We start from the raw sequence: 22,479 nt of genomic DNA, 5'->3' as shown, positions 1-22,479 counted from the left end.
AATATTGGCGAATATTAGGTAAAATGATGGGATCGAAGTCGTTTTCTGCGCATGCGAAATCCATTAGCATAGCGGCTATGCGTCGCTGGTCTAACCAATGATCTCGTTCTATGTTATGCACATCGCTAATTGACCCAAAGTCAGGAAAGCCAGCTGTGCGTGACCTAAAAATACCCGAGCAAAGACACCCCGAAAAGGCGCATAGACCTGACAATGCAGCCCCGCGCAAACCGAATTGGATTCGCGTCAAGGCACCGGGCGGCAAGGGCTATGCCGAAACGCACAAAATTATGCGCGACAACAATCTGGTCACCGTCTGCGAAGAGGCCGGATGCCCGAATGTAGGCGAGTGTTGGAGCCAAGGCCACGCGACCATGATGATCATGGGCGAGATTTGTACGCGCGGTTGTACCTTCTGTAATATCGCAACAGGTAAACCGGACACGCTGGACGCGTTTGAGCCAGGGCGGGTGGCGCATGCAGTTCAAAAGCTGGGCCTGAATCACGTGGTCATCACATCAGTTGACCGAGATGACCTTCTGGATGGTGGGGCTGATCATTTCGCGCAGACCATTCGGGCGGTCCGGCACCGCTCACCCAAGACAACGATTGAGATTCTCACGCCGGATTTCCTGAAATGCGATCCATCGGTGCTTGAGATGGTCGTTGAGGCCAAACCGGATGTGTTCAATCACAACCTCGAAACGGTCCCCGGGCTATATCCCCAGGTGCGTCCGGGCGCGCGGTATTTCCACTCGCTTCGTCTGCTTCAACGGGTGAAAGAGATGGACCCGTCCATCTTCACCAAATCCGGCATCATGGTCGGTCTGGGTGAGGATGAGCAGCAGGTTCGACAAGTGATGGACGACATGCGCGCAGCGGATATCGATTTTCTGACCATCGGTCAGTATCTTCAGCCCACTCCCAAGCATCATGGCATTGATCGCTTTGTCACACCCGAAGAATTCGCGGCTTATGAAAAGGCTGCATTTGGCAAAGGATTCCTGATGGTCTCGGCGACACCTCTGACCCGGTCGTCCTATCATGCGGGCGATGATTTTGCCCGTTTGCGCGAGGCCCGGCAGAAGAAGTTGAATCAGGTTTGAAACCCGAGCTTCAGTCCTGGCTGACCGAAAAGCGCCATGAGTTGCATCAGGTGCCCGAGATTTCAGGAGAGGAGCGCGGTACTGCTGCAAGTATCTCAAACCTGCTTCAGGCATGCGACCCCGATGCGGTACTGAGCGGGATTGGCGGTCATGGCGTTGCGGCGATTTACGACAGTGGTCAACCTGGACCAACCATCGGGATTCGGTGTGAGCTGGATGCGCTGCCGATTCAGGAAATCTCAACCGCGCGATATGCATCACAGCATCCCGGCAAAGGGCATTTGTGTGGTCATGATGGGCATATGGCCATGGTACTGGGCGTGGCTTTTGTACTGGGCGAAAAGCGTCCGGCGAAGGGGCGAGTGGTTCTGATTTTTCAACCCGCCGAAGAAACAGGCCAGGGCGCGATTGCGTATCGGGCTGATCCCAAATTCGCAGATATTGCACCAGATTACGTGTATTCTCTACACAATTTACCGGGGCTGGAGCTGGGCGCAGTCGAGCTGTGCACGGGCCCGACCAATTGTGCGTCGCGCGGGATGCGGATTGTTTTGACGGGCAAAACCTCTCATGCCGCCGCGCCTCAGGATGGGGTTTCGCCAGCCGGTGCGTTGGCCGATCTGATGCCGGCGCTGGCTGCGTTGGGGCAGGGTGGTTCGCTGGATGACGACTACGCCCTAACAACCGTGACCCATGCGCGGTTAGGCGAAGCGACGTTTGGTGTCGCCCCGGGTCTGGCCGAGCTTTGGGTAACTTTGCGCACGGTTTCAGACACTCGCATGGCAAAGCTGATCCATGAGGCCGAGCAACTAGTGACCTCTGGTGCTCAGGCACAGGGGCTAGGTGTCGAAATCACTTATGATGACGTGTTTGACGCTTGCACAAATTCGGGCGAAGCGGTGCAGATCCTGTCAGTTGCCTGCCAGTCCCGAGATATTCCGTGCAGTTTGGTTCCAACCCCCCAGAGGTTCTCGGAAGATTTCGGGCAATTTGGCAAAGGCGCCAAGGCGGCGATGTTTTGGCTGGGTGCAGGGCGGGATCACCCGCAGCTGCACAATCCCGATTATGATTTCCCCGATGCCTTGATCCCGATCGGGACAGATTTATTTCTGGCGGCGATTGAGCAAACGCTCAAGGCCTAAGCTTTCTGGGCTGGCTTTCTGCCCAGTCGGGCCACCAGCCCATATACTCTATGCCGGCAATCACAAGACAGATTAGTATCGCGCCAAAAACCAGTTTCACCCGCCGTTCCGAGGGCGGGTTGCGCCCCCATTGTGACATACGCAGAAAGTGGCGAAGACTCATCCGTCCTGATCTTCGACAAACCGGACTTTGCCGATAAATGGCAGGTTTCGGTTGCGCTGTGCGTAGTCGATGCCGTAGCCCACGACAAATTCATCAGGGATTTCAAACCCGATCCAATCCGAGCGGAAATCAACCTCACGCCGGCTGGGTTTATCCAAAAGGGCGATGGATTTTAACCGATGTGGCTTGCGGCTTTGCAGAAGCGCTGTAACGTGGTTCAGCGTATGACCGGTGTCCACGATATCTTCGACAACCAGCACATCGCGACCTTCAATTGCGCCGCGCAAGTCTTTGAGAATGCGCACTTCTCGGCTGCTTTCCATTGCGTCTCCATAAGACGATGCCTCCAGGAAATCGACCTCAATCGGCAAGTCTAGTTCGCGCACCAGATCGGCGATGAAGACGAAACTGCCGCGTAACAGCCCAACAACGACCAACTTGTCGGTGCCGCCAAACTCGGCCGTGATTTCGCGACAAAGCTCTTCGATCCGGGCGGCGATTGCCTTGGCCGAGATCATCTCATCTATCACATATGCGCGCTGGCTCATCACTGCCCCCTTGATCTTTGGCGCGCAACATACGAAATCACGCGCCATTGTCACCAGTTAATCCCGGATATCATGCCAACCCATTCCGAGACCCGCCCACTGCCTTACACCGCTCAGCAGATGTACGATCTTGTTGCGGATGTGGCGAAATACCCGGAATTCCTGCCATGGTGTTCTGCGGCTCGTATCCGCCGAACTTACCAAGCCGGTGAAGGTAAGGTTATGGAGGCGGATCTGGTCATATCGTTCAAGGTGTTCCGCGAACGCTTTGGCAGCCGCGTCACGCTGTTTGATGCGCAGAAACGCATCGACACCGAATATCTGGATGGGCCCTTCAAATACATGCGTTCGGACTGGCAGTTTGAGGATACGGATCAAGGCTGTAATGTCTCGTTTCATGTAGATTTCGAATTCAAGAATGCGGTTCTGCAAGGGATCATCGGAGTGGTGTTCAACGAAGCCATGCACCGTATCGTTCGCGCCTTCGAACAACGTGCCGCTGTACTATACGGCTGAGGCTTTACGCCGGGGGTGCGCGCGCTAGACTGCGCCTTATGACCGATCTGACATCCGCTCTTGCCGAGTTTGCCGCCGGGCCTGTTACCACAACGTCGCAGGCCCGTATCGTGACGTCTCTCTCTGCTCTGGATTGGCTGGCCATTGGCCGGGCAGGAGTTGATGAGCCTGTGTCCCGCATCATCCGCCAAATGGTCCTGTCTGAGAGTGGTGCCACACAAGCACGTCTGTTTGGTGGTGGTGATGCCCCGTTGCGGGCCGCTGCGCTGGTGAATGGCACCGTCTCTCATGCGCTCGATTATGACGATACGCATTTCGCCCATATCGGTCACCCATCGGTTGCCGTGTTCCCGGCGGCTCTGGCCCTTGCGGCATGGGAGGATCGGCCTTTGGTCGATTTACTCGAATCGGCGCTGGTTGGGATGGAGTTGTCGATCCGCATTGGTCTGTGGCTGGGTCGTGAACACTATCAGGCCGGGTTCCATCAAACCGCTACGGCAGGTGCGTTTGGGGCTGCGGTTGCTGCAGGTCGGATAATGGCGTTTGATGCCAATCAGATGCGCGATTTGCTGAGTCTGACAGCAACCCGTGCTTCGGGTCAGAAATCGCAGTTCGGAACCATGGGCAAACCCTACAACGCAGGGCTTGCGGCCTCAAACGGGGTTGAGGCTGCCCAGCTGATCCGCAACGGGTTTCAACCCGGAGCCGACGCGCTGCAAGGTGCGTTTGGGTTTGGAGCAACCCATCTGGGGGCGGACGATAGTGCCGCTGCGCTGGAGGGAATAGGGGACGAATGGCTGTTTGAGACCGTAAGCCACAAGTTTCATGCCTGTTGCCACGGCCTGCACGCCGCGCTTGAGGCCGCGCGCGATCTCGATATTGCCGAACCCGAAGTGGCCGAGATTAAGGTTAAGACACACCCCCGTTGGATGAGCGTTTGCAATCAACTGCAGCCAACCAGTGGATTGGGTGCGAAGTTTTCCTATCGCACCGTGATCGCAATGCAGGCGATGGGGTATGACACCGCACTTCCGGGCAGCTATTCCGACAAGATTTGCGCGGATCCAAGGCTACAATCCTTGCGCGATCGGATCACGGTTGAGGCTGACGATAGCTTGTCAGAGACCCAAGCCCATATTTCGCTTTTGCGCCGCGATGGTGCACGCCGTGAAGCCAGCCATGACTTGCTTGCCCCGATTCCACTGTCGGATCGCGAAGACCGGGTTAGGGATAAAGCCTCAAAGCTGATCGGAGGAGACGAGGCAGACGCCATCTGGTCGATGCTGCGCACCGGTGGGCGCGCAGCGGATTTGGCAGAAAGGCTGGTCGATTAGACAACGCGCCAATGGATTGGAAAGCCAGGGTCGAACACAGTGACGGGGCCGTCGCCGGTTTCAATTTTGGAGGGGTAAGTGACCTCATCCCCTTTGGTGAGCGTGATGGTCTCTTCGTTGATCGGTAAACGGTAGAAGGCCGGTCCATTCAGCGATGCAAACGCCTCAAGTTTATCCAGCGCGTCCATACGCTCGAACATCTCTGCCAACAAGGACATCGTATTGGTTGCGGTGAAACATCCCGCGCAACCACAGGCCATTTCCTTGTTGTTATCCGTATGCGGCGCGCTGTCGGTTCCAAGGAAAAAGCGTGCATCGCCCGAAGTCGCTGCGGCCAGCAACGCAAGACGATGCTCTTCCCGCTTTGCGACCGGCAGGCAGTAATAGTGCGGTTTGATGCCGCCGACCAGAATGTGGTTGCGATTGATGATCAGGTGGTGCGTCGTGATTGTAGCGCCCAAATCCTTCTCGTTCGATTTCACATAGTCCACACCGTTTGATGTCGTGATGTGTTCCATCACCACACGCAGCCCAGGCGTTGCCTTGCGGATCGGGTCAAGAACGCGGTCGATGAATACCGCCTCGCGATCAAAGATATCGATGTCGCTATCGGTGACTTCACCGTGCACACACATCGGTAGACCAATTTCGGCCATCTTCTCCAGCACCGGGCGCACTTTGTCGAAATCACGGACACCGGAAGAGGAGTTCGTTGTCGCACCAGCGGGGTACAGTTTGACCGCCTTGACCAATCCGCTGGCATGCGCCGCGGCGACATCGGCTGGGTCTGTGTCCTCGGTCAGGTAGAGCGTCATCAGCGGCTCAAACGTCATGTCCTCGGGTAAAGCGGCCAGAATGCGGTCTCGGTAGGCAGCGGCCTGATCACCGGTCACAACGGGCGGAACAAGATTCGGCATGATGATGGCGCGGGCAAAATGACGCGCGGTTTCGGGCAGAACGGCCTTAAGCATTGCGCCATCGCGCAGATGCAGATGCCAGTCATCGGGGCGGCGGATCGTTAGGGAATGGGTCATGGCCTTCGGCTAGCACAGCCGCTGGGGTGGTGAAAGGCCCTCTTGCCCTTGTCGATGAGACAGATCGCCGTAAGTCACTGATGGCGGGTGGTCTTGACCTCTGGTTGTGGTCATGACCTGTTGGGCGGAGCAAAAAGGGGACCCCATGACACAGCCAAACTCCATCGATGCCGTGCAAGATCTTTTGGGCGCTGAGGGCTATGTCTGTGGCCGGGCTTTGGCGACGGTCGTGTTCCTCTCGCTGAAACTCGGGCGGCCTTTATTTCTGGAAGGGGAAGCCGGTGTCGGCAAGACCGAGATCGCCAAGGCGCTGGCTGCAGGGCTTGGGCGACGCCTAATTCGCCTGCAGTGTTACGAAGGCCTTGATGCTTCCTCAGCCGTCTATGAATGGAATTTTCCGGCGCAGATGGTCGCCATTAGAACCGCCGAAGCTTCGGGCGGCGCGGATCGGGGTGCGCTGCAGTCCGAGTTGTTCTCGGATGATTATCTGATCGAACGCCCGTTGCTGCAGGCCATGCGCCCGGATGAAAACGGGGCGCCTGTGTTGCTGATTGATGAGCTAGATCGGACCGACGAACCCTTTGAGGCTTTCTTGCTGGAAGCCCTCAGCGATTTTCAGGTCACCATCCCTGAGCTTGGCACCGTCAAGGCCCCGGAGCCGCCGATTGTGATTGTCACATCGAACCGCACGCGCGAGGTTCACGACGCGCTCAAACGCCGTTGTCTGTATCACTGGGTCGACTACCCGGACTTTGCCCGCGAAATCGAAATCTTGCACGCCCGCGCGCCTGAGGCGGCCGATGCGCTGAGCCGCGAAGTGGTCGCCTTTGTCCAGCGCCTGCGCACCGAGGATTTATTCAAGAAACCCGGCGTCGCAGAAACCATTGACTGGGCCAAATGCTTGCTGGCGCTGGATGTTATCAACCTGAGCCCGGAGGTGATTGGCGACACATTGGGGGCCATTCTGAAATATCAGGACGACATTCAAAAGCTGCAAGGATCTGAGGCGAAACGCATTCTAGATCAGGCCAAGGCCGACCTTGAACCGGCCTGATGCGGTATCGTTTAGCAGATAGTTTGGGGGTTTGATGGCAGAGCAACTCCCGCCCGATATCCCGGAAAACCCCAAGCTGGCGCAGAACATCACCCATTTTGCGCGCGCTTTGCGCAAGGCTGGCTTACCGATCGGAACCGGGCGGGTGATCGATGCAATCCGCGCGGTGCAGGCTGCGGGGTTCACAGAGAAACGGGATTTTTACTGGACACTGCATGCGTGTTTCGTGAACCGGCCCGAGCACCGCACAGTTTTTGCGCAGGTGTTTCGGCTCTACTGGCGTGATCCGCGCTATCTCGAACACATGATGTCGATGATGCTTCCAGCTATTCGCGGCGTTCAGGAAGAGCGTAAAGCGGATGCGGCGGAAAAACGCGCGGCCGAGGCCCTGTTGGATGGCGTTGAACGCGACTTGCCGCACACCTCCGAACAGCAAGATGAAACCGAGATTGAGATTGATGCGACGCAGACCGCGTCCTCCGAAGAACGCCTGCGCAACCTTGATTTCGAACAGATGAGCACATCTGAGATCGCGCAGGCCAAACGCTTGCTGTTGCGTCTGACACTGCCGGTCAAACCCATCGAATCCCGGCGAGGTCAGGCCAGCCATTTGGGGCAGCGCATTGATCGCGCCCGAACCCTCCGCTCTGCAATGCGGCAAGGGGGCGAATTGCGCGATATAGCGCGCCTGCAGCCCAAACCGCGCTGGCCGAACCTGGTGGCGCTCTGCGATATCTCTGGGTCAATGAGCCAGTACAGTCGGATAATTCTGCATTTTCTACACACGGTTTCGAATGCCAAGGGGGCAGGCTGGGCCAAAGTGCATGCCTTCACGTTCGGGACGCGGCTCACCAACATAACTCGGCATCTGCATCAACGCGATGTCGACGCAGCGCTGTCTGCTGCCGGGGCCGAGGCGCAGGACTGGGAAGGTGGGACTCGGATCGGCGACTGCCTGCACCAGTTCAATCGCGACTGGTCGCGGCGGGTCATGGGGCAAGGGGCGGTGGTTTTGTTGATCACCGATGGGCTTGAGCGTGGCGATCCCGAGATGCTGCAGAAAGAAATCGAACGCCTGCACCTGTCGTCGCGGCGCTTGATCTGGTTGAACCCATTGCTGCGCTGGGACGGGTTCGCACCAAAGGCCCAAGGCGTGGCGACAATGCTTCCGCATGTCGACAGTTTTCGGGCCGGGCATTCGATCGCGTCGCTAGAGGACTTGGCTGCCGTAATCTCGCAGCCCGATGATCAGGGTCAGAAAGCGCGGCTGATGGCCGCGCTGTCCGATTAGCCGCTAAGAAAGCTGTTCTTCGTTGCACTTACGGGCCATCTCCATGGCTTTGTAAGTGCCGGTCAGATCGACGGTAAAAGCGAACTCTTTTTCCGGAAATACCACCATGACCTTTTTCTTGGCCAGATCATCAGCGAACTGAGGATCGTCGGACAGGACATACCCGCCAGAATAGCCCTTGGTGATATTCCCCTTCATGCCAGTGGCCTCACCAACGTAGATGTTGTCGCCGATCAGAATGGCCACGGCTTCTTTCTCGCCTTTCTTGATATTGGTCTTGGCCTTGGTGAAAACGCCCACATAGCCAACACCGCGATCCTCGGTCAGGCCCATTTGGACAACGTTTTCCGAGTCATCGACCGCTTCGATCAGGCAGGATTTCTTGTCCTGATCGATGAAGACTTTCCAGCCTTCAACCTCACCGTATTTCAGAAATGTATCAGCCCAACCGGCGCTGGCAGCCATCATGCCGATCGCCGTTCCCAGTGTAAGAATGCGTTTCAACTGTTTGTCTCCGCTTTGAAATATGCAGGGGTGATTCCGAACGGTGCCCGGAACTGTTTGTAGGCTAGAGTGCCACCCGCAAACATTCAACAATTTGCGAATGTGAGTTCAAAATCGGCTTATTAGAGCTGGAAGATCACTTGCCAGCCCGCTTTTCATTGCTTCAAAGCTGACTATGTTGAACCCAAGCTAGGCCGGAGGTCTCAATGGAACGATTCGATAGCAGCCCGGAAATCGCATTGAAGTGGCATCGCGCCGGAAAAGGCGCCGCTTTGGCCACTGTGGTTGAGACCTGGGGCAGCGCGCCGCGGCGCGTTGGCGCGCAGTTGGTCATTGCGGGCGATGGCCGGATCGAAGGTTCGGTTTCTGGGGGCTGTGTTGAAGGGGCAGTGATTGTCGAAGCGTTGGAGGCTATCGACGAAGAAGAGGCCAGATTGCTGGAGTTTGGCGTCAGCGACGAAGACGCCTTTGCCGTTGGTCTGGCCTGCGGGGGAACAATCCGGGTGCTGGTTGAACCGGTCGGCAAGGTCCTGCCAGAAGCTATGCTCGCCGAGCTGGTCGCGGCACGCGCGCAGCGTGAGCCTGTGGCTTATGAGGTCAACGTTGAGACAGGCCATCGTGCATTGCGCCGTAACGCCTATGCCGAACGCTTGCGCATGGACAGGTCCGGGTTTGAAGAGGACGGTCAAACCTTTGTCGCCGTCCACAATCCACCGCTGCGTTTGATCGTGGTGGGGGCAGTGCATATCGCTCAGGCGCTGGTTCCGATGGCGCGGATCGCGGGCTATGACCCGGCGATCATTGACCCGCGCGAGGCATTTGCCTCGGATGCGCGCTTTCCCGGGGAAACCATTCTGACAGATTGGCCGGATGAGGCGGTGTCCAAATTGGGCCTCGACACACGTACAGCGCTTGTTTTGTTGACTCACGACCCCAAATTGGATGACCCCGCGCTTCAGGCCGGATTGGCAGCCAACGTGTTCTACATTGGCGCGCTGGGGTCCAAGCGTACCCATGCCAAGCGTGTAGACCGAATGAAGCAGGCCGGGTTCACCGATGATCAGATTTCCCGGATTCACGGACCGATCGGGCTCGATATCGGAGCGGCCGACCCGTCCGAGATCGCGGTTGCGATTCTGGCGCAAATGACGGCGGTTCTGCGAGGTAAGGCGTGAAGTTTGGTCCGGTTCCTGTTTCCGACGCGACCGGCGCGATATTGGCCCATTCCGTCAAAGTGGGCGACCGGAAGCTAAGAAAGGGCATCACGCTCTCGCCTGAACACATTACCGAGTTGCTGAAAGCCGGGTTGACCGAGGTTACGGTCGCCCGACTGGAGCGGGGCGATTGCCACGAAGATGAAGCCGCAAAGCTGCTTGCAGAAGCGCTTGTGCCAAACCCGGCGCAGACAAATTTGCGTGTTACCGAGGCATTTACGGGGCGGGTCAACCTTCTGGCGAATGGTCCGGGTGTTGCGGTGCTGGATACCGATGCCTTGCAAAGGTTCAATCAGGTCAATCCGATGATCACGGTTGCGACTGTGCCGCAGTACCAGCAAATGTCGGCAGGAGGCATGGTCGCGACGATCAAGGTTATCTCCTATGCGGTGCCTCGATCTGATGTGGAAAACGCTGCAAGACAAGCGCGGGATGCAATTCGATTTGTGGTTCCGGCGTATCAGTCGGCAGGTCTCATCGTGACCGAGATTTCCGGCGGGCCTTCAAATGAAAAGGGTATTGCCGCCATTCGGGGGCGGGTCGAAGCTTTGGGGATGGATTTGTCCGATGTTCAGGTGGTCCCGCATAGGATGGATGATCTTACCGCTGCGCTTTCTTCTATTAGCGGCCAGATTGTGATGATCCTAACTGGATCCGCCACTTCCGACGAAAATGATGTAGCCCCCGCATCGGTGCGCGCTGCAGGGGGGAGTGTCGACCGATTTGGAATGCCAGTTGACCCCGGAAACTTGTTGTTTTTGGGGGCATCAGGCGGCAGGCCGGTCATTGGTTTGCCCGGATGCGCCCGTTCCCCTGCACTGAATGGGGCGGATTGGGTTTTGTCGCGAGTTGCATGCGGGATCGAGACCACAGGCGCTGATATCGCCTCGATGGGGGTGGGAGGACTTCTAAAGGAAATCCCAACGCGCCCACAGCCACGTGCTGGTAAGGGCACGTGACGTTACGGCATATTTGCCCTTTTGTCCGCTTGCATCATCGTCAGAAAGTTGAACGGCGAAGACGCAGAAAAATCAGGCAAATATTTTTGTTCTCAAACGAAATTTGCCGTGTTTAACTCGGGTTCAGAAAATAAGCCATAAAGGGGAGAATCTTATGACCAAGGTCTCTATGACCGTGAACGGCGTTGCCGTCAGCGGTGATGTGGAAGGGCGGACTTTGTTGTCCGGATTTCTGCGCGACCACCTGAATTTGACTGGCACACATATAGGCTGCGACACCGCGCAATGCGGCGCTTGCGTCGTGCATGTCAACGGTGAAGCTGTCAAATCCTGCAACATGCTGGCATTGGAAGCGGATGGCGCCGATGTGGGCACGATCGAGGGGCAGGCGGCCGAAGATGGTACGCTGAACGTCATACAGCAGGCCTTTCAGGACCATCACGGTCTTCAGTGCGGATTCTGCACGCCGGGCATGGTGATGAGCGCTGCAGCGCTGTTGAAAGAAAACCCGCGCCCGACCGAAGGCGAGATCCGCAAATACCTTGAAGGCAATCTGTGCCGGTGCACAGGCTACCACAATATCGTGAAGGCGATCATGGCCGCATCCGGCCAGGACGTTTCCAGCATCGCCGCCGAGTGAGGCGGGTAAGAATTTTCGACGAAAATTCTTTTCCAGGGAGGAGAACAAGCAATGCCCAAAGACAGTGGCATCGGAGCCAGTTCCAAGCGGCGCGAGGACGTACGCTTTCTGACCGGAGCAGGCAACTACACCGACGACATCAACGTACATGGCCAGGCCTATGTGCATTTTTTGCGGTCCGACATCGCACATGGCCGGATTAACTCAATAGACACTACGGCGGCAGAAGCCATGCCGGGCGTAGTCAAAGTTTTCACCGGCAAGGATTTTGAAGGCGTGGGCGGTATGCCCTGCGGCTGGGAAGTGACGGACCGGCACGGCGCTCCGATGCAGGAACCCCCGCATCCTATTCTGGCGCAGGGTAAGGTGCGCCATGTTGGTGACCCCATCGCAGCCGTTGTAGCGGACAGCCTTGAAATTGCACGCGATGCCGCCGAAGCGATTGAGGTGGATATTGAAGAGCTTCCGGCTGTGTTGGATATGAAAGCGGCCGCGCAAGAAGGCGCGACGCTCGTCCATGACGATCTAAAGAACAACATTTGTTACGATTGGCATCTGGGCGAAGAAGATAATGACAAGGTCAATGATGTCTTCGCCAACGCGGCCCACGTGACCACGCTGGATCTGGTCAACAACCGATTGGTTGCGAACCCAATGGAGCCGCGCGTGGCTGTGGCCGAATACAGCCGAGGCACAGATGAGTACACGCTCTACACCACCTCGCAGAACCCGCATGTAATCCGCTTGCTGATGTGCGCATTCGTTCTGGGCCTGCCCGAGCACAAAGTTCGCGTAGTCGCACCGGATGTGGGTGGTGGCTTTGGCACCAAGATTTTCCACTATGCGGAAGAGGCGTTCTGCACCTTCGCCGCTAAGGCCTGCAACCGTCCGGTCAAGTGGACCTCAAGCCGGTCCGAGGCGTTTATGTCAGATGCCCATGGGCGAGATCACGTCACCACGATCGAGCTGGCATTGGATGCCGAGAATAATTTCATCGGCCTGCGTACAAATACTCATGCCAACCTTGGTGCGTATCTGTCGACCTTCTCCAGCTCGGTTCCGACTTGGCTGCACGGCACGCTGATGGCGGGCAACTACAAGACGCCAGTCATTCAGGTAAACGTGCGAGCGATGTTTACCAACACGGTGCCGGTGGATGCCTATCGTGGCGCTGGCCGCCCCGAGGCGACCTATCAATTGGAGCGTGTGATCGACAAGGCCGCGCGTGAGTTGGGCGTTGATCCGATTGCCCTGCGCCGTCAGAACTTTGTGACCCAGTTCCCCTATGACACGCCTGTGGCTCTGACCTATGACACCGGGGACTACAACGGGACGATGGACAAGCTTGAGGCTGCGGCTGATCTCTCGGGTTTTGCCGCACGTCGTTCGGCCAGTGAAGCCAAAGGCAAGCTGCGCGGTCTCGGCATCAACTGCTATATCGAGGCCTGCGGTATCGCGCCCTCGAACATCGTCGGGATGCTGGGCGCGCGTGCCGGTCTTTATGACGCGGCAACCGTGCGGGTGAATGCCACTGGCTCGATCAGTGTCATGGTGGGTGCACACAGCCACGGGCAGGGGCATGAGACCGCCTTCCCGCAGGTTGTGGCCGACATGATCGGCATCGATGAGTCGATGGTTGAAATCGTGCATGGCGACACCTCTAAAATCCCGTTTGGCATGGGCACCTATGGCTCGCGTTCGCTGGCGGTTTGTGGCTCGGCCATGGTCAAAGCCACAGAGAAAGTGATCGATAAAGCCAAGAAGATCGCAGCCCACCTGCTGGAAGCGTCCGAGGCTGACATTGAGTTGAAGGACGGTCAGTTCAGCGTAGCAGGCACCGACAAATCGGTGGCATGGGGCGATGTGACCCTGACGGCTTATGTGCCGCACAACTTCCCGCTGGAAGTTGAGCCGGGGCTTGAGGAGACCGCGTTCTATGACCCGGCCAACTTCACTTTCCCTGCTGGCGCCTATGCCTGTGAGGTTGAGGTAGACCCAGAAACCGGTCAAGTCAGCATCGAGAAGTTCACTGCGGCGGATGACTTTGGCAACATCGTCAATCCGATGATCGTGGACGGTCAGGTGCATGGCGGCATCGGTCAAGGCATCGGTCAGGCACTGTTGGAGAACTGCGCCTACGATGAAAACGGCCAATTGTTGAGCGCATCCTTTATGGATTACGCGATGCCGCGTGCTGATGATCTGCCGTTCTATGCGGTCGACCATTCCAGCCAGACGCCATGCACCCACAATCCGCTGGGTGTGAAAGGCTGTGGCGAGGCCGGAGCAATCGGTTCGCCACCTGCCGTCGTCAACGCGGTTCTGGATGCGCTGAATTCGGGTGGTAAGGCTGTCGATCACATCGATATGCCGATGAGCCCGTCACGCGTTTGGACAGCGATGCATGGTTGAGAGGTTGGAATGCGAGGGGCCAGCCCCTCGCGCTCCCCGGGATATTTATAGCCAGAAGAAGGGCGGATCTGCGCTTTTCGGAAAGGAAGAACGAAATGTACAATTTCGAGTTTGAGAAACCCTCGACCATTGCAGACGCGGTTGCTGCGTTGGGAGGCGAGGATGCGCAGGCGTTGGGGGGCGGGCAAACCCTGATCCCGACGATGAAGCAGCGGTTGGCAGCGCCATCCAAGCTGGTTTCGGTTAGCGGAATAGCCGAGATGAAAGGTGTCTGTATTGAGGATGATGGCTCGGTTGCCATCGGCGGGGCTACGACCCATGCAAATGTGGCAGCGGATGCAGCGGGTAGCTATCCGGCTTTGGCGGCTCTGGCTGGTCAGATCGGTGATCCGGCGGTACGCAATCGTGGCACAATTGGAGGATCGATCGCCAATAATGATCCCGCTGCTTGTTATCCGGCAGGTGTGCTGGGTTCAGGGGCAACGATCGTTACAAATACGCGGCAAATTGCGGCTGATGATTTCTTTCAGGGCATGTTCACAACCGCCCTGGACGAAGGTGAGATCATCACTTCGGTGCGGTTCCCAGTTCCGCAAGCAGCAAGCTATCAGAAGTTTCTGCAGCCAGCGTCGCGGTTTGCGTTGGTCGGGGTTTATCTCGCCCGGTTTGCAGATGGCGTTCGGGTCGCTGTGACCGGGGCGAGCGAGGATGGCGTGTTCCGCTGGTCCGAGGCCGAAGAAGCCTTGAACAAAGAGTTTCGCACGGATGCATTGATGGGTCTGCACGTCAATCCGATGAACATGATCGCAGACCTGCACGGCAGCAAACAATATCGTGCGCATTTGGTCAGCGTGATGACAAAACGAGCCGTTGAAGCCTGCAGCTAAGCAAATTCACAGCCAAATCGATAAGCCCCGGTGAGAGCCGGGGCTTTAGTCTTTTCTGATACGGGGCGGCTTGGCTGGCCTCCAATATGCGCCGGTATCTTCTCGGGCCGTCTGATAACGTTCGACCCGGTCGCGGGCGGCTGACCCTCCGGCTGCGAAAAGGTGGCTAAGCAGGCATTCGAGCACGGCCATTGCCCCCGAAAAGCTGGAAAAGTGATGCTGGGTACGAGTGCTGATCGGTAGGACTAGATCCGGTTCGACTCCTGGGGCGATCACCTGGCTATCCGACAAAAGCACGATTTGCATGCCACATTTGCGGGCAAAGCGCATCGATTGGATGGTGTCCGAAGAATAGGGATGAACGGTGATGGCGAACAGGCAGTCTGAAGTGTCTGCTTCGAGTAGATCATCGACTGCAGAGCCCATATGCCGTGGTATTAGTTGGAAGCCCGGGTGCGCCATTCGACCTGCGTAATGGAAGTAATATGCAAGGGCATAGCTGGCCCGTGTCGCCGTTATGAAACAGCGATTTGCGGAAAGCATGCTGCTCACAATCTGTTGCATCACGTTTGGGTCGGCCAAACGAAGGGACCGGTTCACGACATTCAACTCGTTCCGCGCATATCCTGACTGCGCTGCTCCAAAGTCGTCATTAGATCGCATCCGATCCAGCCAGTCTTGTCCGAGCCGATCCTCTCGGTCAGTAACAAGGGTTTGGCGAAAGGGGCGTCTGAAGGCCTCGAAACTGTCGAAACCCATTCGATGCGCCAGACGCACGATGACATTCGAACTGACGCCGATTTTATCAGCCGATACGCGAACCGGATCGAGCCCGAAGTCGCCCGGATGGTCGATGATGTATTTTGCAGCGGCCTGCATTTGCTGAGGCAGGGCGTCGATATTTGAACGGAGCTGATCAGTCAGTTGGGGTGGGGTGGATTGCATGTCACAATAAAAACATATGTTATGAAGAAAGGAAATTGAAAACACTTCGCAAGTGTTTAGCTCGGGATCAAAATATGCAGGTGTCGGAATGTCAGAGATCAAGACTGTAGTAACCACGATACCTTATGTGTTGGTAGCCCCGAACGGGGCACGACGAGGACATGGGGATCACCCGGCTCTGCCGGTCTCAACGGATGAGATCGTTGCAACTGCAAGGGCATGCAGCATGGCAGGCGCAAACGGGTTGCATTTGCATGTTCGTGACACGGAAGGTTTGCACTCACTGGATGCAGGGCGGTATCGCGAGGCTATTGCAGAGTTGCGTGCAGCGGTGCCTAGCTTGGACATTCAGATCACGACCGAGGCCGCTGGTCTTTTTGACGTTCAAGCTCAGTTGGAATGTCTACGAGATGTTCGCCCGGATTGGGCGTCGATTTCAGTGCGCGAGATCGCGCGGTCACCGCTACTTGCGCCAAAGGTCTATGCCGTCTGCGAGGAACAAGGGACACGGGTTCAGCATATCCTCTATGATGCTGAAGACGTTGCGTTACTGGTCCGTTGGCAGGAGGAAGGCGTGGTAAAACCGGATCAGGTTGAACGCCTGCTTGTTCTGGGTCGATACGCCACGGCGCAGGAATCCAGCCCGGAAGATCTGGATGCGTTTCCGAGGTCGAATGACCCCTGGATGGTTTGCGCCTTTGGTGGGCGGGAACATGCGTGCCTGCAAAAAGCAACACAGCGCGGCGGCGATGTGCGCGTGGGTTTTGAGAACAGCCTTGCAGGCCCCGATGGACAAGCTTGGGCCGACAATGCGGCATCGGTCGCGGCGCTGATCGAACTTTTGAGAAGGACTTCGAAATGAGTCACGTATTTCCACGCCACACAAAAACCGACCTGCCAATCGCTGCTGGCGGAGATGGGTGTTACCTGATTGATTCTGATGGCCGCCGGTTTCTGGACTGTGGCGATGCCGCAGTATCCTGTCTTGGCCATTCGAACGACGCGGTTATAAAGGCAGTACAGGACCAGGTGGCGCAGATCGCGTTTGCGCATACCGGATTTATGACTTCGGAACCGGCTGAGGCTTTGGCGGATCTTTTGATCGAGCATGCGCCAGGTGATCTGGATCGGGTGTATTTTGTATCGGGCGGGTCCGAGGCGACCGAGGCTGCAATCAAACTGGCACGGCAATACTTCTTTGAAACCGGCCAACCTGAACGCCGTCATGTGATCGCGCGTCGGCAAAGCTATCACGGTAACACTCTGGGGGCGCTTTCGGCCGGTGGCAACGAATGGCGACGAGCGCAGTTTGCGCCGATGTTGATTGAGATGACCCATATTGCGCCCTGTTATGAATACGCCGAAAAGCCTGAGGGCGAGAGCAGCTTTGAATATGGGCAGCGCGTAGCGAATGAGTTGGAGACCGAAATTCTGCGTCTTGGGCCTGAAACGGTCATGGCCTTTGTGGCCGAGCCCGTGGTCGGCGCGACGCTTGGGGCGGTTACGGCGGTTGAGGGGTATTTCAAGCGTATCCGCGAGATTTGCGATCAATACGGCGTGCTGCTGATCCTAGACGAAGTGATGTGCGGCATGGGGCGCACAGGGCACTTGTTTGCCTGCGATCATGATGGTGTTTCCCCCGATATCCTGTGTATTGCCAAAGGGTTAGGGGCCGGTTATCAACCCATAGGAGCAATGCTGTGCTCGAGCCAGATCTATGATGCGATCCGGGACGGTTCAGGGTTTTTCCAACATGGTCACACCTATATCGGGCATCCGGTCGCGACGGCCGCTGCCTTGGCCGTCGTACAAGAGCTTACCTCTCGTGACCTGCCAGCGCGGGCCAGCGTGATGGGAGAAAAGTTGCAAGGCATGCTGGAAAACAGGCTTGGTCAGCATCCGAATGTCGGGGATATTCGCGGGCGCGGCCTGTTTCGAGGGATTGAAATAGTCGCAGATCGCGACACGAAAACGCCGTTTGATCCATCGCGCGGCGTGGCGGGTAAAATTAAAAAGGCAGCCATGGCCGAGGGATTAATATGTTATCCGATGTCGGGCACGCGTGATGGACGCAACGGTGATCATATCCTGTTGGCACCGCCCTTTATTATCGAAGAAGAGCAACTGACAGAGTTGGTCGACAAACTGGAACGAGCGATCTCTTCGGTAATCTGATCGGCCTGGAAATGCAGACATTAAAAAGCCCCTTCGACATCGGAGGGGCTTTTGTCATTCGATCAGAATGTTGGCTACTTCTGCGGCAGCGGGCCGATCATCATGATCATTTGACGGCCTTCCATCTTGGGCATGTTCTCTATCTTGCCCAGATCCTTGACGTCCTCGGCCACACGCTCAAGCAGTTCACGACCTAAGTTCTGGTGCGCCATTTCGCGACCACGGAACCGCAGGGTGACTTTGACCTTGTCGCCGTTTTCAAGAAACTTGAATACGTTGCGCATCTTGACGTCATAGTCATGCGTATCGGTGTTGGGCCGGAATTTGACCTCTTTCACCTCGATGATCTTTTGCTTCTTACGGGCTTCGCTTTCGCGTTTCTGCTGTTCGTATTTGAACTTGCCGAAATCCATGATTTTGCAGACCGGCGGGTTGGCGTTGGGCGAAATCTCAACCAGATCGAGGCCAACATCGGCGGCCATCTGCATGGCTTTTGCGGGATGAACCACCCCGACATTTTCACCTTCGGCGCCAATCAGGCGAATTTCGGGAGCACGGATCTTGTCATTGACGCGCGGGCCGGTATCTCGCTGTGGCGGCGCGTTGTGAGGTCTGCGGGCTATGGGTTCATTCCTTTGATGATTGCAGAATTTCGAGCCCGGAATTTAGACCGGGCTGTTGATCGTTTCAAGCGGCATAAACACCAGCCAGCAGGAAAAATCCGGGTATCTGGGGGTATTTACGCTGTCCGGCCTTCAAAATGCCCGGCTGCGATACATGTTTAGCCTACAAAGGCCTTTTCGATCACGAATTCCTTGGGGTCGGAATTGGCGCCTTCACGCAATCCAAACTCTTCAAGGATCGCCTTGATGTCATGGTTGAACGCAAGGCTGCCGCAGACCATGGCGCGGTCGGTATCCGGCTTGATGCCGCCTTCGATGCCCAGATCAGCAAACACGGTGCCATCCTTCAGCAACTCGGTAATGCGGCCCATCTTGGGGCTCTCTTCCCGAGTTGTGGTTGGGTAATAGCGGATTTTGTCGGCAAAGCCTTCGCCGATCAATTCAGCCAGCAACTCGTCCTGCTTGATGCCTTCGATCAGTTCGCGACCATAATCCAGCTCAGCCACATCGCGGCAGGTATGGGTGATGATAACCTCGTCGTAATCCTCATAAGTCTGCGGTTCGCGCAACAGCGAGGCGAAAGGCGCAAAGCCTGTACCGGTGGCAAAAAACCAGATGCGCTTGCCAGGCAGCAGGGCATCATGGACCAGCGTGCCAACGGGCTTGGGCCGCAGGATGATCTGATCTCCAGGCTGGATGTGCTGGAGTTTCGAAGTCAGCGGGCCGTCCTGAACCTTGATCGAGTAAAACTCAAGCTCTTCGTCCCAGGACGGTGAAGCAATCGAATAAGCACGAAGCAAGGGTTTGCCGTTGTCGCCCAGCAGACCGATCATCACAAACTCACCCGAGCGAAAGCGCAGCGAGGCCGGACGCGATACCTTGAACGAGAACAGGCGGTCAGTCCAATGCTTCACATCGGTCACGGTCTGGGCGTCCGGCAGAACGGGGGCCTTTACGGTTGTTGCTTCACTCACGGGTTTCATCTCTGTCATCGTTGTTTCTGCCGGTGAGGTAAACCGACATCTCCGTTTAATCTTTGATCCAAGTCAGGAAAAGGGGCAGATTGCCCCTTTCGTATCACAAGCTGGCGATAGTGGTTTCAACCACGCAGGCGGGCCTGATAGTTGTTCTCTTGCCAATTAGCACGGGCTAACCACTGATCCTCGGGTTGGCGGGCCGCAAGGCTATGATCGATTTCAACTTCATCGAATCCACTGCGACGCGCCATCGCGTATTGATCCGCCAGCACGTGGCCTTTGGCACGAAGACGACCCTTGAAGCCTTTCAGCCGCAACACGCGCGCTATGGTAAAGCCGCGCCCATCCGCTGAAGAGGGGAAATCGACACGCACCATCTGAGCCGAGCCCAAACGATCGATCAATTCATCCGGATCTGTGTCCGATGTCACGTCCAGCGCAACAACATCGTTGGCCGCGTCGTCCAATGTGACAAAGCCGTCGGTCCAATCATCGGGCGAAAAGCCCTCGTCATTTACGATTACGTTCATGTTTTCTCTCCGATGCGCACCATTTTTCCGTCTACAAAATGGATGCCGCATTCTTCCTTGTTCTGATCGCGCCAACGTCCCGAGCGCGGGTCTTCGCCTTCTTTAACCGGAGATGTACAGGGCGCACAGCCGATCGAAGGGTATCCTTTGGCCACGAGCGGATGCCGAGGCAGGTTATTTTCGTCCATATAGGTACGAACGTCTTCTGGTGCCCAATGGGCCAGCGGGTTGACCTTGATCCGGCCCGTGCCGTCTTCAACCTCGAAGAACTCAAGCGCCGCACGCGTGCCAGCCTGAAACCGTTTGCGCCCTGTAATCCAGCCGCAATACCCAGACAACGCCTGTTGCAGAGGAAACGTCTTGCGCAGGTTACAGCAGGCATCGGTATCACGCAGGTGCAAGGCACCGTAGGGATCATCACGCTGAATTTCATCCTCATCCGCACGGATGATTTTGACATTGGTCAGCCCCAGACGCTCACTGACTTCATGCTGGTATTCCAGTGTTTCGGCAAAAAGCATCTGCGTGTCGATGAACAGAACCGGCGTGGCTTTATCAGCCACCGCCGCCATGTGCAGCAACACCACCGATTCAGCGCCAAAACTTGAGACAAGCGCAAGTTCCTCGATCTCTTGGATCGCGCCGTGCATTACGTCATGTGCACTATGGTGTTTGAACTGGGCATTCAGCGCGTTGACTTTTTCAGTCAGCTCGCGCCTGTTGCTACCCAGTTCCGTCTGGATCAGGTCAAGCGGCATTGGCCTGCGCCTCGGGGTACAGCACAGCTTTGAACGGAGCCATACCAACGCGACGATAGGTTTCGAGGAAGGTCTCCTCGGCACTGTCGCGCAGCTCCAGATAGGCTTCGACGATGCGCTCAACGGCTGGAACGATCTCATCATAGGCAAAGCCGGGGCCGGTGCGGTCGCCAATTGCCGCTGTCTCGGTCGCGTCACCGCCCAGAGTGATCTGGTAGTTTTCGACGCCGGCACGATCCAGCCCAAGGATGCCGATATGGCCCACATGGTGGTGACCACAGGCGTTGATGCAGCCCGAGATTTTGATCTTCAGGTGGCCGATATCATGCTCCAGTTTCATGTCCTCAAACCGGGTCGCAATTTCCTGAGCAACCGGGATTGAACGGGCCGTTGCAAGCGCGCAGTAATCCATGCCGGGGCAGGCGATGATGTCGCTGATCAGGCCGATGTTGGCGGTGGCCAGTTCGTGCTCTTTCAGCTTGGCGTGGATCGCGGGCAGGTCCGATTTATGGACATGCGGTAGGATCACGTTCTGCTCATGGCTGATGCGCAGCTCGTCATAGGCGAACTCTTCAGCCAGGTCGGCCATCACGCGCATCTGCTCAGCCGTTGCATCGCCCGGCGTTGCGCCGTGCTTTTTGATCGAGATCGTGACGATCGCGTGGTCCGCGTTTTTATGCGGCGCGATGTTGGTGTCGATCCACGAACGGAAAACCGGATCGTTCGTATAGGCGCTTTCGAACGAGGCAACCGATCCTTCGCGGAAGGCGGGAGGAGCAAAGTGGCCCTTGATCTCTTCCAGCAGGTTCATATCGGCGCCTTTGAATTGCGGGCGCACCTGGAGGAAGCGCTCGTTAACCTTGGCGCGGATGGCATCAATGCCGTGCTCATGTACGGTGATCTTGATGCGCGCTTTGTACTTGTTGTCGCGGCGACCGATCTGGTTCCAGACGGACACGGTGGCTTCCAAGTAAGCCAGCAGGTCGTCAAACGCGACGAAGTCTGACAGTTCTTTGCCGATCATTGGGGTACGGCCCAGACCACCGCCAACGATAACACGCGCGCCCAGAATGCCGTCGCGTTCAACCAGTTGCAGGCCGATGTCATGCGCTTTGATCACGGCGCGGTCGTTTTCAGAGCCAGTGATGGCGATCTTGAACTTACGCGGCATGAACTGGAATTCGGGGTGGTCGGTTGACCACTGCCGCAGCAGTTCGGCATAGGGTCGTGGGTCCGCAACCTCATCCGCTGCGGCACCCGCGAAATGGTCGGCGGTCACATTGCGGATGGTGTTGCCTGAGGTTTGGATGGCATGCATGCCAACCTCAGCCAACGCGTCCAGCATGTCCGGTACATCGTTCAGCTTTGGCCAGTTATACTGGATGTTCTGACGGGTGGTGAAATGGCCGTAACCCTTGTCCCACTTCTCGGCGAGCAAGGCGAGTTGACGCATCTGTGCGCTGGACAGCGTGCCATAAGGAATGGCAACGCGCAGCATGTAGGCGTGCAACTGCAGATACAGGCCGTTCATCAAGCGCAGGGGCTTAAATTCGTCTTCGGTTAGCGAGCCGTCGATGCGACGCTCAACCTGCGCCCGGAACTGCGCGTTGCGTTCTGCCAAAAATGCTGTGTCGAACTCGGAGTAGCGATACATGTTTAGCTGTCCT

Annotated in this window: 22 protein-coding genes; 13 read left to right on the top strand and 9 right to left on the bottom strand. The window is 56.9% G+C overall.

Annotated elements, in window-relative coordinates:
* Positions 1 to 155: 155 nt before the first annotated feature.
* Positions 156 to 1,106 (top strand): lipoyl synthase, encoded by a 951-nt coding sequence (gene lipA, locus ACR0NN_RS02510; RefSeq protein WP_170719345.1) that lies wholly within the window; start codon positions 156 to 158, stop codon positions 1,104 to 1,106.
* Positions 1,103 to 2,248, top strand: a complete 1,146-nt coding sequence (locus ACR0NN_RS02505; RefSeq protein ID WP_170719343.1) for an amidohydrolase — start codon at positions 1,103 to 1,105, stop codon at positions 2,246 to 2,248. Before lipA ends, ACR0NN_RS02505 begins: the two co-directional genes overlap by 4 nt.
* A 159-nt stretch (positions 2,249 to 2,407) precedes the next feature.
* Here ACR0NN_RS02505 and hpt read toward each other — a convergent pair whose 3' ends face one another.
* Positions 2,408 to 2,959 (bottom strand): hypoxanthine phosphoribosyltransferase, encoded by a 552-nt coding sequence (gene hpt / locus ACR0NN_RS02500; protein ID WP_170719340.1) that lies wholly within the window; start codon positions 2,957 to 2,959, stop codon positions 2,408 to 2,410.
* Between the two features lie 72 nt (positions 2,960 to 3,031).
* Here hpt and ACR0NN_RS02495 point away from each other — a divergent pair, with 72 nt between their 5' ends.
* Positions 3,032 to 3,475: a type II toxin-antitoxin system RatA family toxin gene (locus ACR0NN_RS02495; protein WP_170719338.1), complete on the top strand. Its 444-nt coding sequence runs from the start codon at positions 3,032 to 3,034 to the stop codon at positions 3,473 to 3,475.
* 38 nt (positions 3,476 to 3,513) lie between these two features.
* On the top strand, positions 3,514 to 4,809 hold the full coding sequence (locus ACR0NN_RS02490) for an MmgE/PrpD family protein (RefSeq protein WP_170719334.1): 1,296 nt from the start codon (positions 3,514 to 3,516) through the stop codon (positions 4,807 to 4,809).
* On the opposite strand, the gene pyrC is transcribed toward ACR0NN_RS02490, so the two are convergent.
* Positions 4,806 to 5,843, bottom strand: a complete 1,038-nt coding sequence (gene pyrC / locus ACR0NN_RS02485; protein WP_170719332.1) for a dihydroorotase — start codon at positions 5,841 to 5,843, stop codon at positions 4,806 to 4,808. The genes ACR0NN_RS02490 and pyrC overlap by 4 nt on opposite strands.
* Positions 5,844 to 5,988: 145 nt before the next feature.
* Here pyrC and ACR0NN_RS02480 point away from each other — a divergent pair, with 145 nt between their 5' ends.
* Together ACR0NN_RS02480 and ACR0NN_RS02475 are read left to right on the top strand one after the other, a co-directional pair.
* Positions 5,989 to 6,897, top strand: coding sequence for an AAA family ATPase (locus tag ACR0NN_RS02480; protein ID WP_170719330.1), 909 nt, complete (start codon positions 5,989 to 5,991; stop codon positions 6,895 to 6,897).
* Between the two features lie 34 nt (positions 6,898 to 6,931).
* The gene (locus ACR0NN_RS02475) at positions 6,932 to 8,188 is read left to right on the top strand and encodes a vWA domain-containing protein (protein WP_170719328.1); all 1,257 of its coding nucleotides are present in this window, start codon (positions 6,932 to 6,934) and stop codon (positions 8,186 to 8,188) included.
* A 3-nt stretch (positions 8,189 to 8,191) separates the two neighbouring features.
* Here ACR0NN_RS02475 and ACR0NN_RS02470 read toward each other — a convergent pair whose 3' ends face one another.
* Positions 8,192 to 8,692 (bottom strand): hypothetical protein, encoded by a 501-nt coding sequence (locus ACR0NN_RS02470; protein WP_170719326.1) that lies wholly within the window; start codon positions 8,690 to 8,692, stop codon positions 8,192 to 8,194.
* 206 nt (positions 8,693 to 8,898) lie between these two features.
* Here ACR0NN_RS02470 and ACR0NN_RS02465 point away from each other — a divergent pair, with 206 nt between their 5' ends.
* The 5 genes from ACR0NN_RS02465 (at position 8,899) to ACR0NN_RS02445 (ending at position 14,804) form a co-directional block, all read left to right on the top strand.
* Complete coding sequence (locus ACR0NN_RS02465) at positions 8,899 to 9,867, top strand: XdhC family protein (protein WP_170719320.1); 969 nt, start codon at positions 8,899 to 8,901, stop codon at positions 9,865 to 9,867.
* A complete protein-coding gene (locus ACR0NN_RS02460; protein ID WP_170719317.1) occupies positions 9,864 to 10,865 on the top strand; it encodes a molybdopterin-binding protein in 1,002 nt (333 codons plus the stop codon). The genes ACR0NN_RS02465 and ACR0NN_RS02460 overlap by 4 nt, the downstream gene beginning before the upstream one ends.
* 154 nt (positions 10,866 to 11,019) lie before the next feature.
* Positions 11,020 to 11,505, top strand: a complete 486-nt coding sequence (locus ACR0NN_RS02455; RefSeq protein ID WP_170684141.1) for a (2Fe-2S)-binding protein — start codon at positions 11,020 to 11,022, stop codon at positions 11,503 to 11,505.
* A 51-nt stretch (positions 11,506 to 11,556) separates the two neighbouring features.
* Entirely contained in the window at positions 11,557 to 13,917 is a 2,361-nt protein-coding gene (locus ACR0NN_RS02450; protein WP_170719313.1) for a xanthine dehydrogenase family protein molybdopterin-binding subunit, read from the top strand.
* A 95-nt stretch (positions 13,918 to 14,012) separates the two neighbouring features.
* The gene (locus ACR0NN_RS02445) at positions 14,013 to 14,804 is read left to right on the top strand and encodes an FAD binding domain-containing protein (RefSeq protein WP_170684138.1); all 792 of its coding nucleotides are present in this window, start codon (positions 14,013 to 14,015) and stop codon (positions 14,802 to 14,804) included.
* A gap of 45 nt (positions 14,805 to 14,849) precedes the next feature.
* Here the strand turns inward: ACR0NN_RS02445 and ACR0NN_RS02440 are convergent, their stop codons facing one another.
* Positions 14,850 to 15,749 carry a MurR/RpiR family transcriptional regulator gene (locus tag ACR0NN_RS02440; RefSeq protein WP_170719311.1) on the bottom strand — a complete coding sequence of 300 codons (900 nt, stop codon included), beginning with the start codon at positions 15,747 to 15,749 and terminating at the stop codon, positions 14,850 to 14,852.
* Between the two features lie 88 nt (positions 15,750 to 15,837).
* On the opposite strand from ACR0NN_RS02440, the gene ACR0NN_RS02435 reads away from it, so the two are divergent.
* Both ACR0NN_RS02435 and ACR0NN_RS02430 read left to right on the top strand, forming a co-directional pair.
* Complete coding sequence (locus ACR0NN_RS02435) at positions 15,838 to 16,611, top strand: beta-keto acid cleavage family enzyme (RefSeq protein WP_170684134.1); 774 nt, start codon at positions 15,838 to 15,840, stop codon at positions 16,609 to 16,611.
* A complete protein-coding gene (locus tag ACR0NN_RS02430) occupies positions 16,608 to 17,924 on the top strand; it encodes an aspartate aminotransferase family protein (protein ID WP_170719309.1) in 1,317 nt (438 codons plus the stop codon). Before ACR0NN_RS02435 ends, ACR0NN_RS02430 begins: the two co-directional genes overlap by 4 nt.
* A 74-nt stretch (positions 17,925 to 17,998) precedes the next feature.
* Here ACR0NN_RS02430 and infC read toward each other — a convergent pair whose 3' ends face one another.
* The 5 genes from infC to ACR0NN_RS02405 all read right to left on the bottom strand — a co-directional run bounded on the left by infC (position 17,999) and on the right by ACR0NN_RS02405 (position 22,466).
* A complete protein-coding gene (infC, locus tag ACR0NN_RS02425; protein WP_238528775.1) occupies positions 17,999 to 18,460 on the bottom strand; it encodes a translation initiation factor IF-3 in 462 nt (153 codons plus the stop codon).
* Positions 18,461 to 18,705: 245 nt separating this feature from the next.
* Positions 18,706 to 19,539 (bottom strand): ferredoxin--NADP reductase, encoded by an 834-nt coding sequence (locus ACR0NN_RS02420; RefSeq protein ID WP_170684130.1) that lies wholly within the window; start codon positions 19,537 to 19,539, stop codon positions 18,706 to 18,708.
* A gap of 107 nt (positions 19,540 to 19,646) precedes the next feature.
* The gene (locus tag ACR0NN_RS02415) at positions 19,647 to 20,054 is read right to left on the bottom strand and encodes a DUF934 domain-containing protein (protein ID WP_170684128.1); all 408 of its coding nucleotides are present in this window, start codon (positions 20,052 to 20,054) and stop codon (positions 19,647 to 19,649) included.
* Positions 20,051 to 20,812 carry a phosphoadenylyl-sulfate reductase gene (locus ACR0NN_RS02410; protein ID WP_170719306.1) on the bottom strand — a complete coding sequence of 254 codons (762 nt, stop codon included), beginning with the start codon at positions 20,810 to 20,812 and terminating at the stop codon, positions 20,051 to 20,053. Before ACR0NN_RS02410 ends, ACR0NN_RS02415 begins: the two co-directional genes overlap by 4 nt.
* The gene (locus ACR0NN_RS02405) at positions 20,802 to 22,466 is read right to left on the bottom strand and encodes a nitrite/sulfite reductase (protein WP_170719304.1); all 1,665 of its coding nucleotides are present in this window, start codon (positions 22,464 to 22,466) and stop codon (positions 20,802 to 20,804) included. The genes ACR0NN_RS02410 and ACR0NN_RS02405 overlap by 11 nt, the downstream gene beginning before the upstream one ends.
* Between the last annotated feature and the right edge of the window lie 13 nt (positions 22,467 to 22,479).

This window comes from Ruegeria sp. BA2 (assembly GCF_056539605.1).
This window is presented reverse-complemented; position numbering and strand designations above follow the sequence as displayed.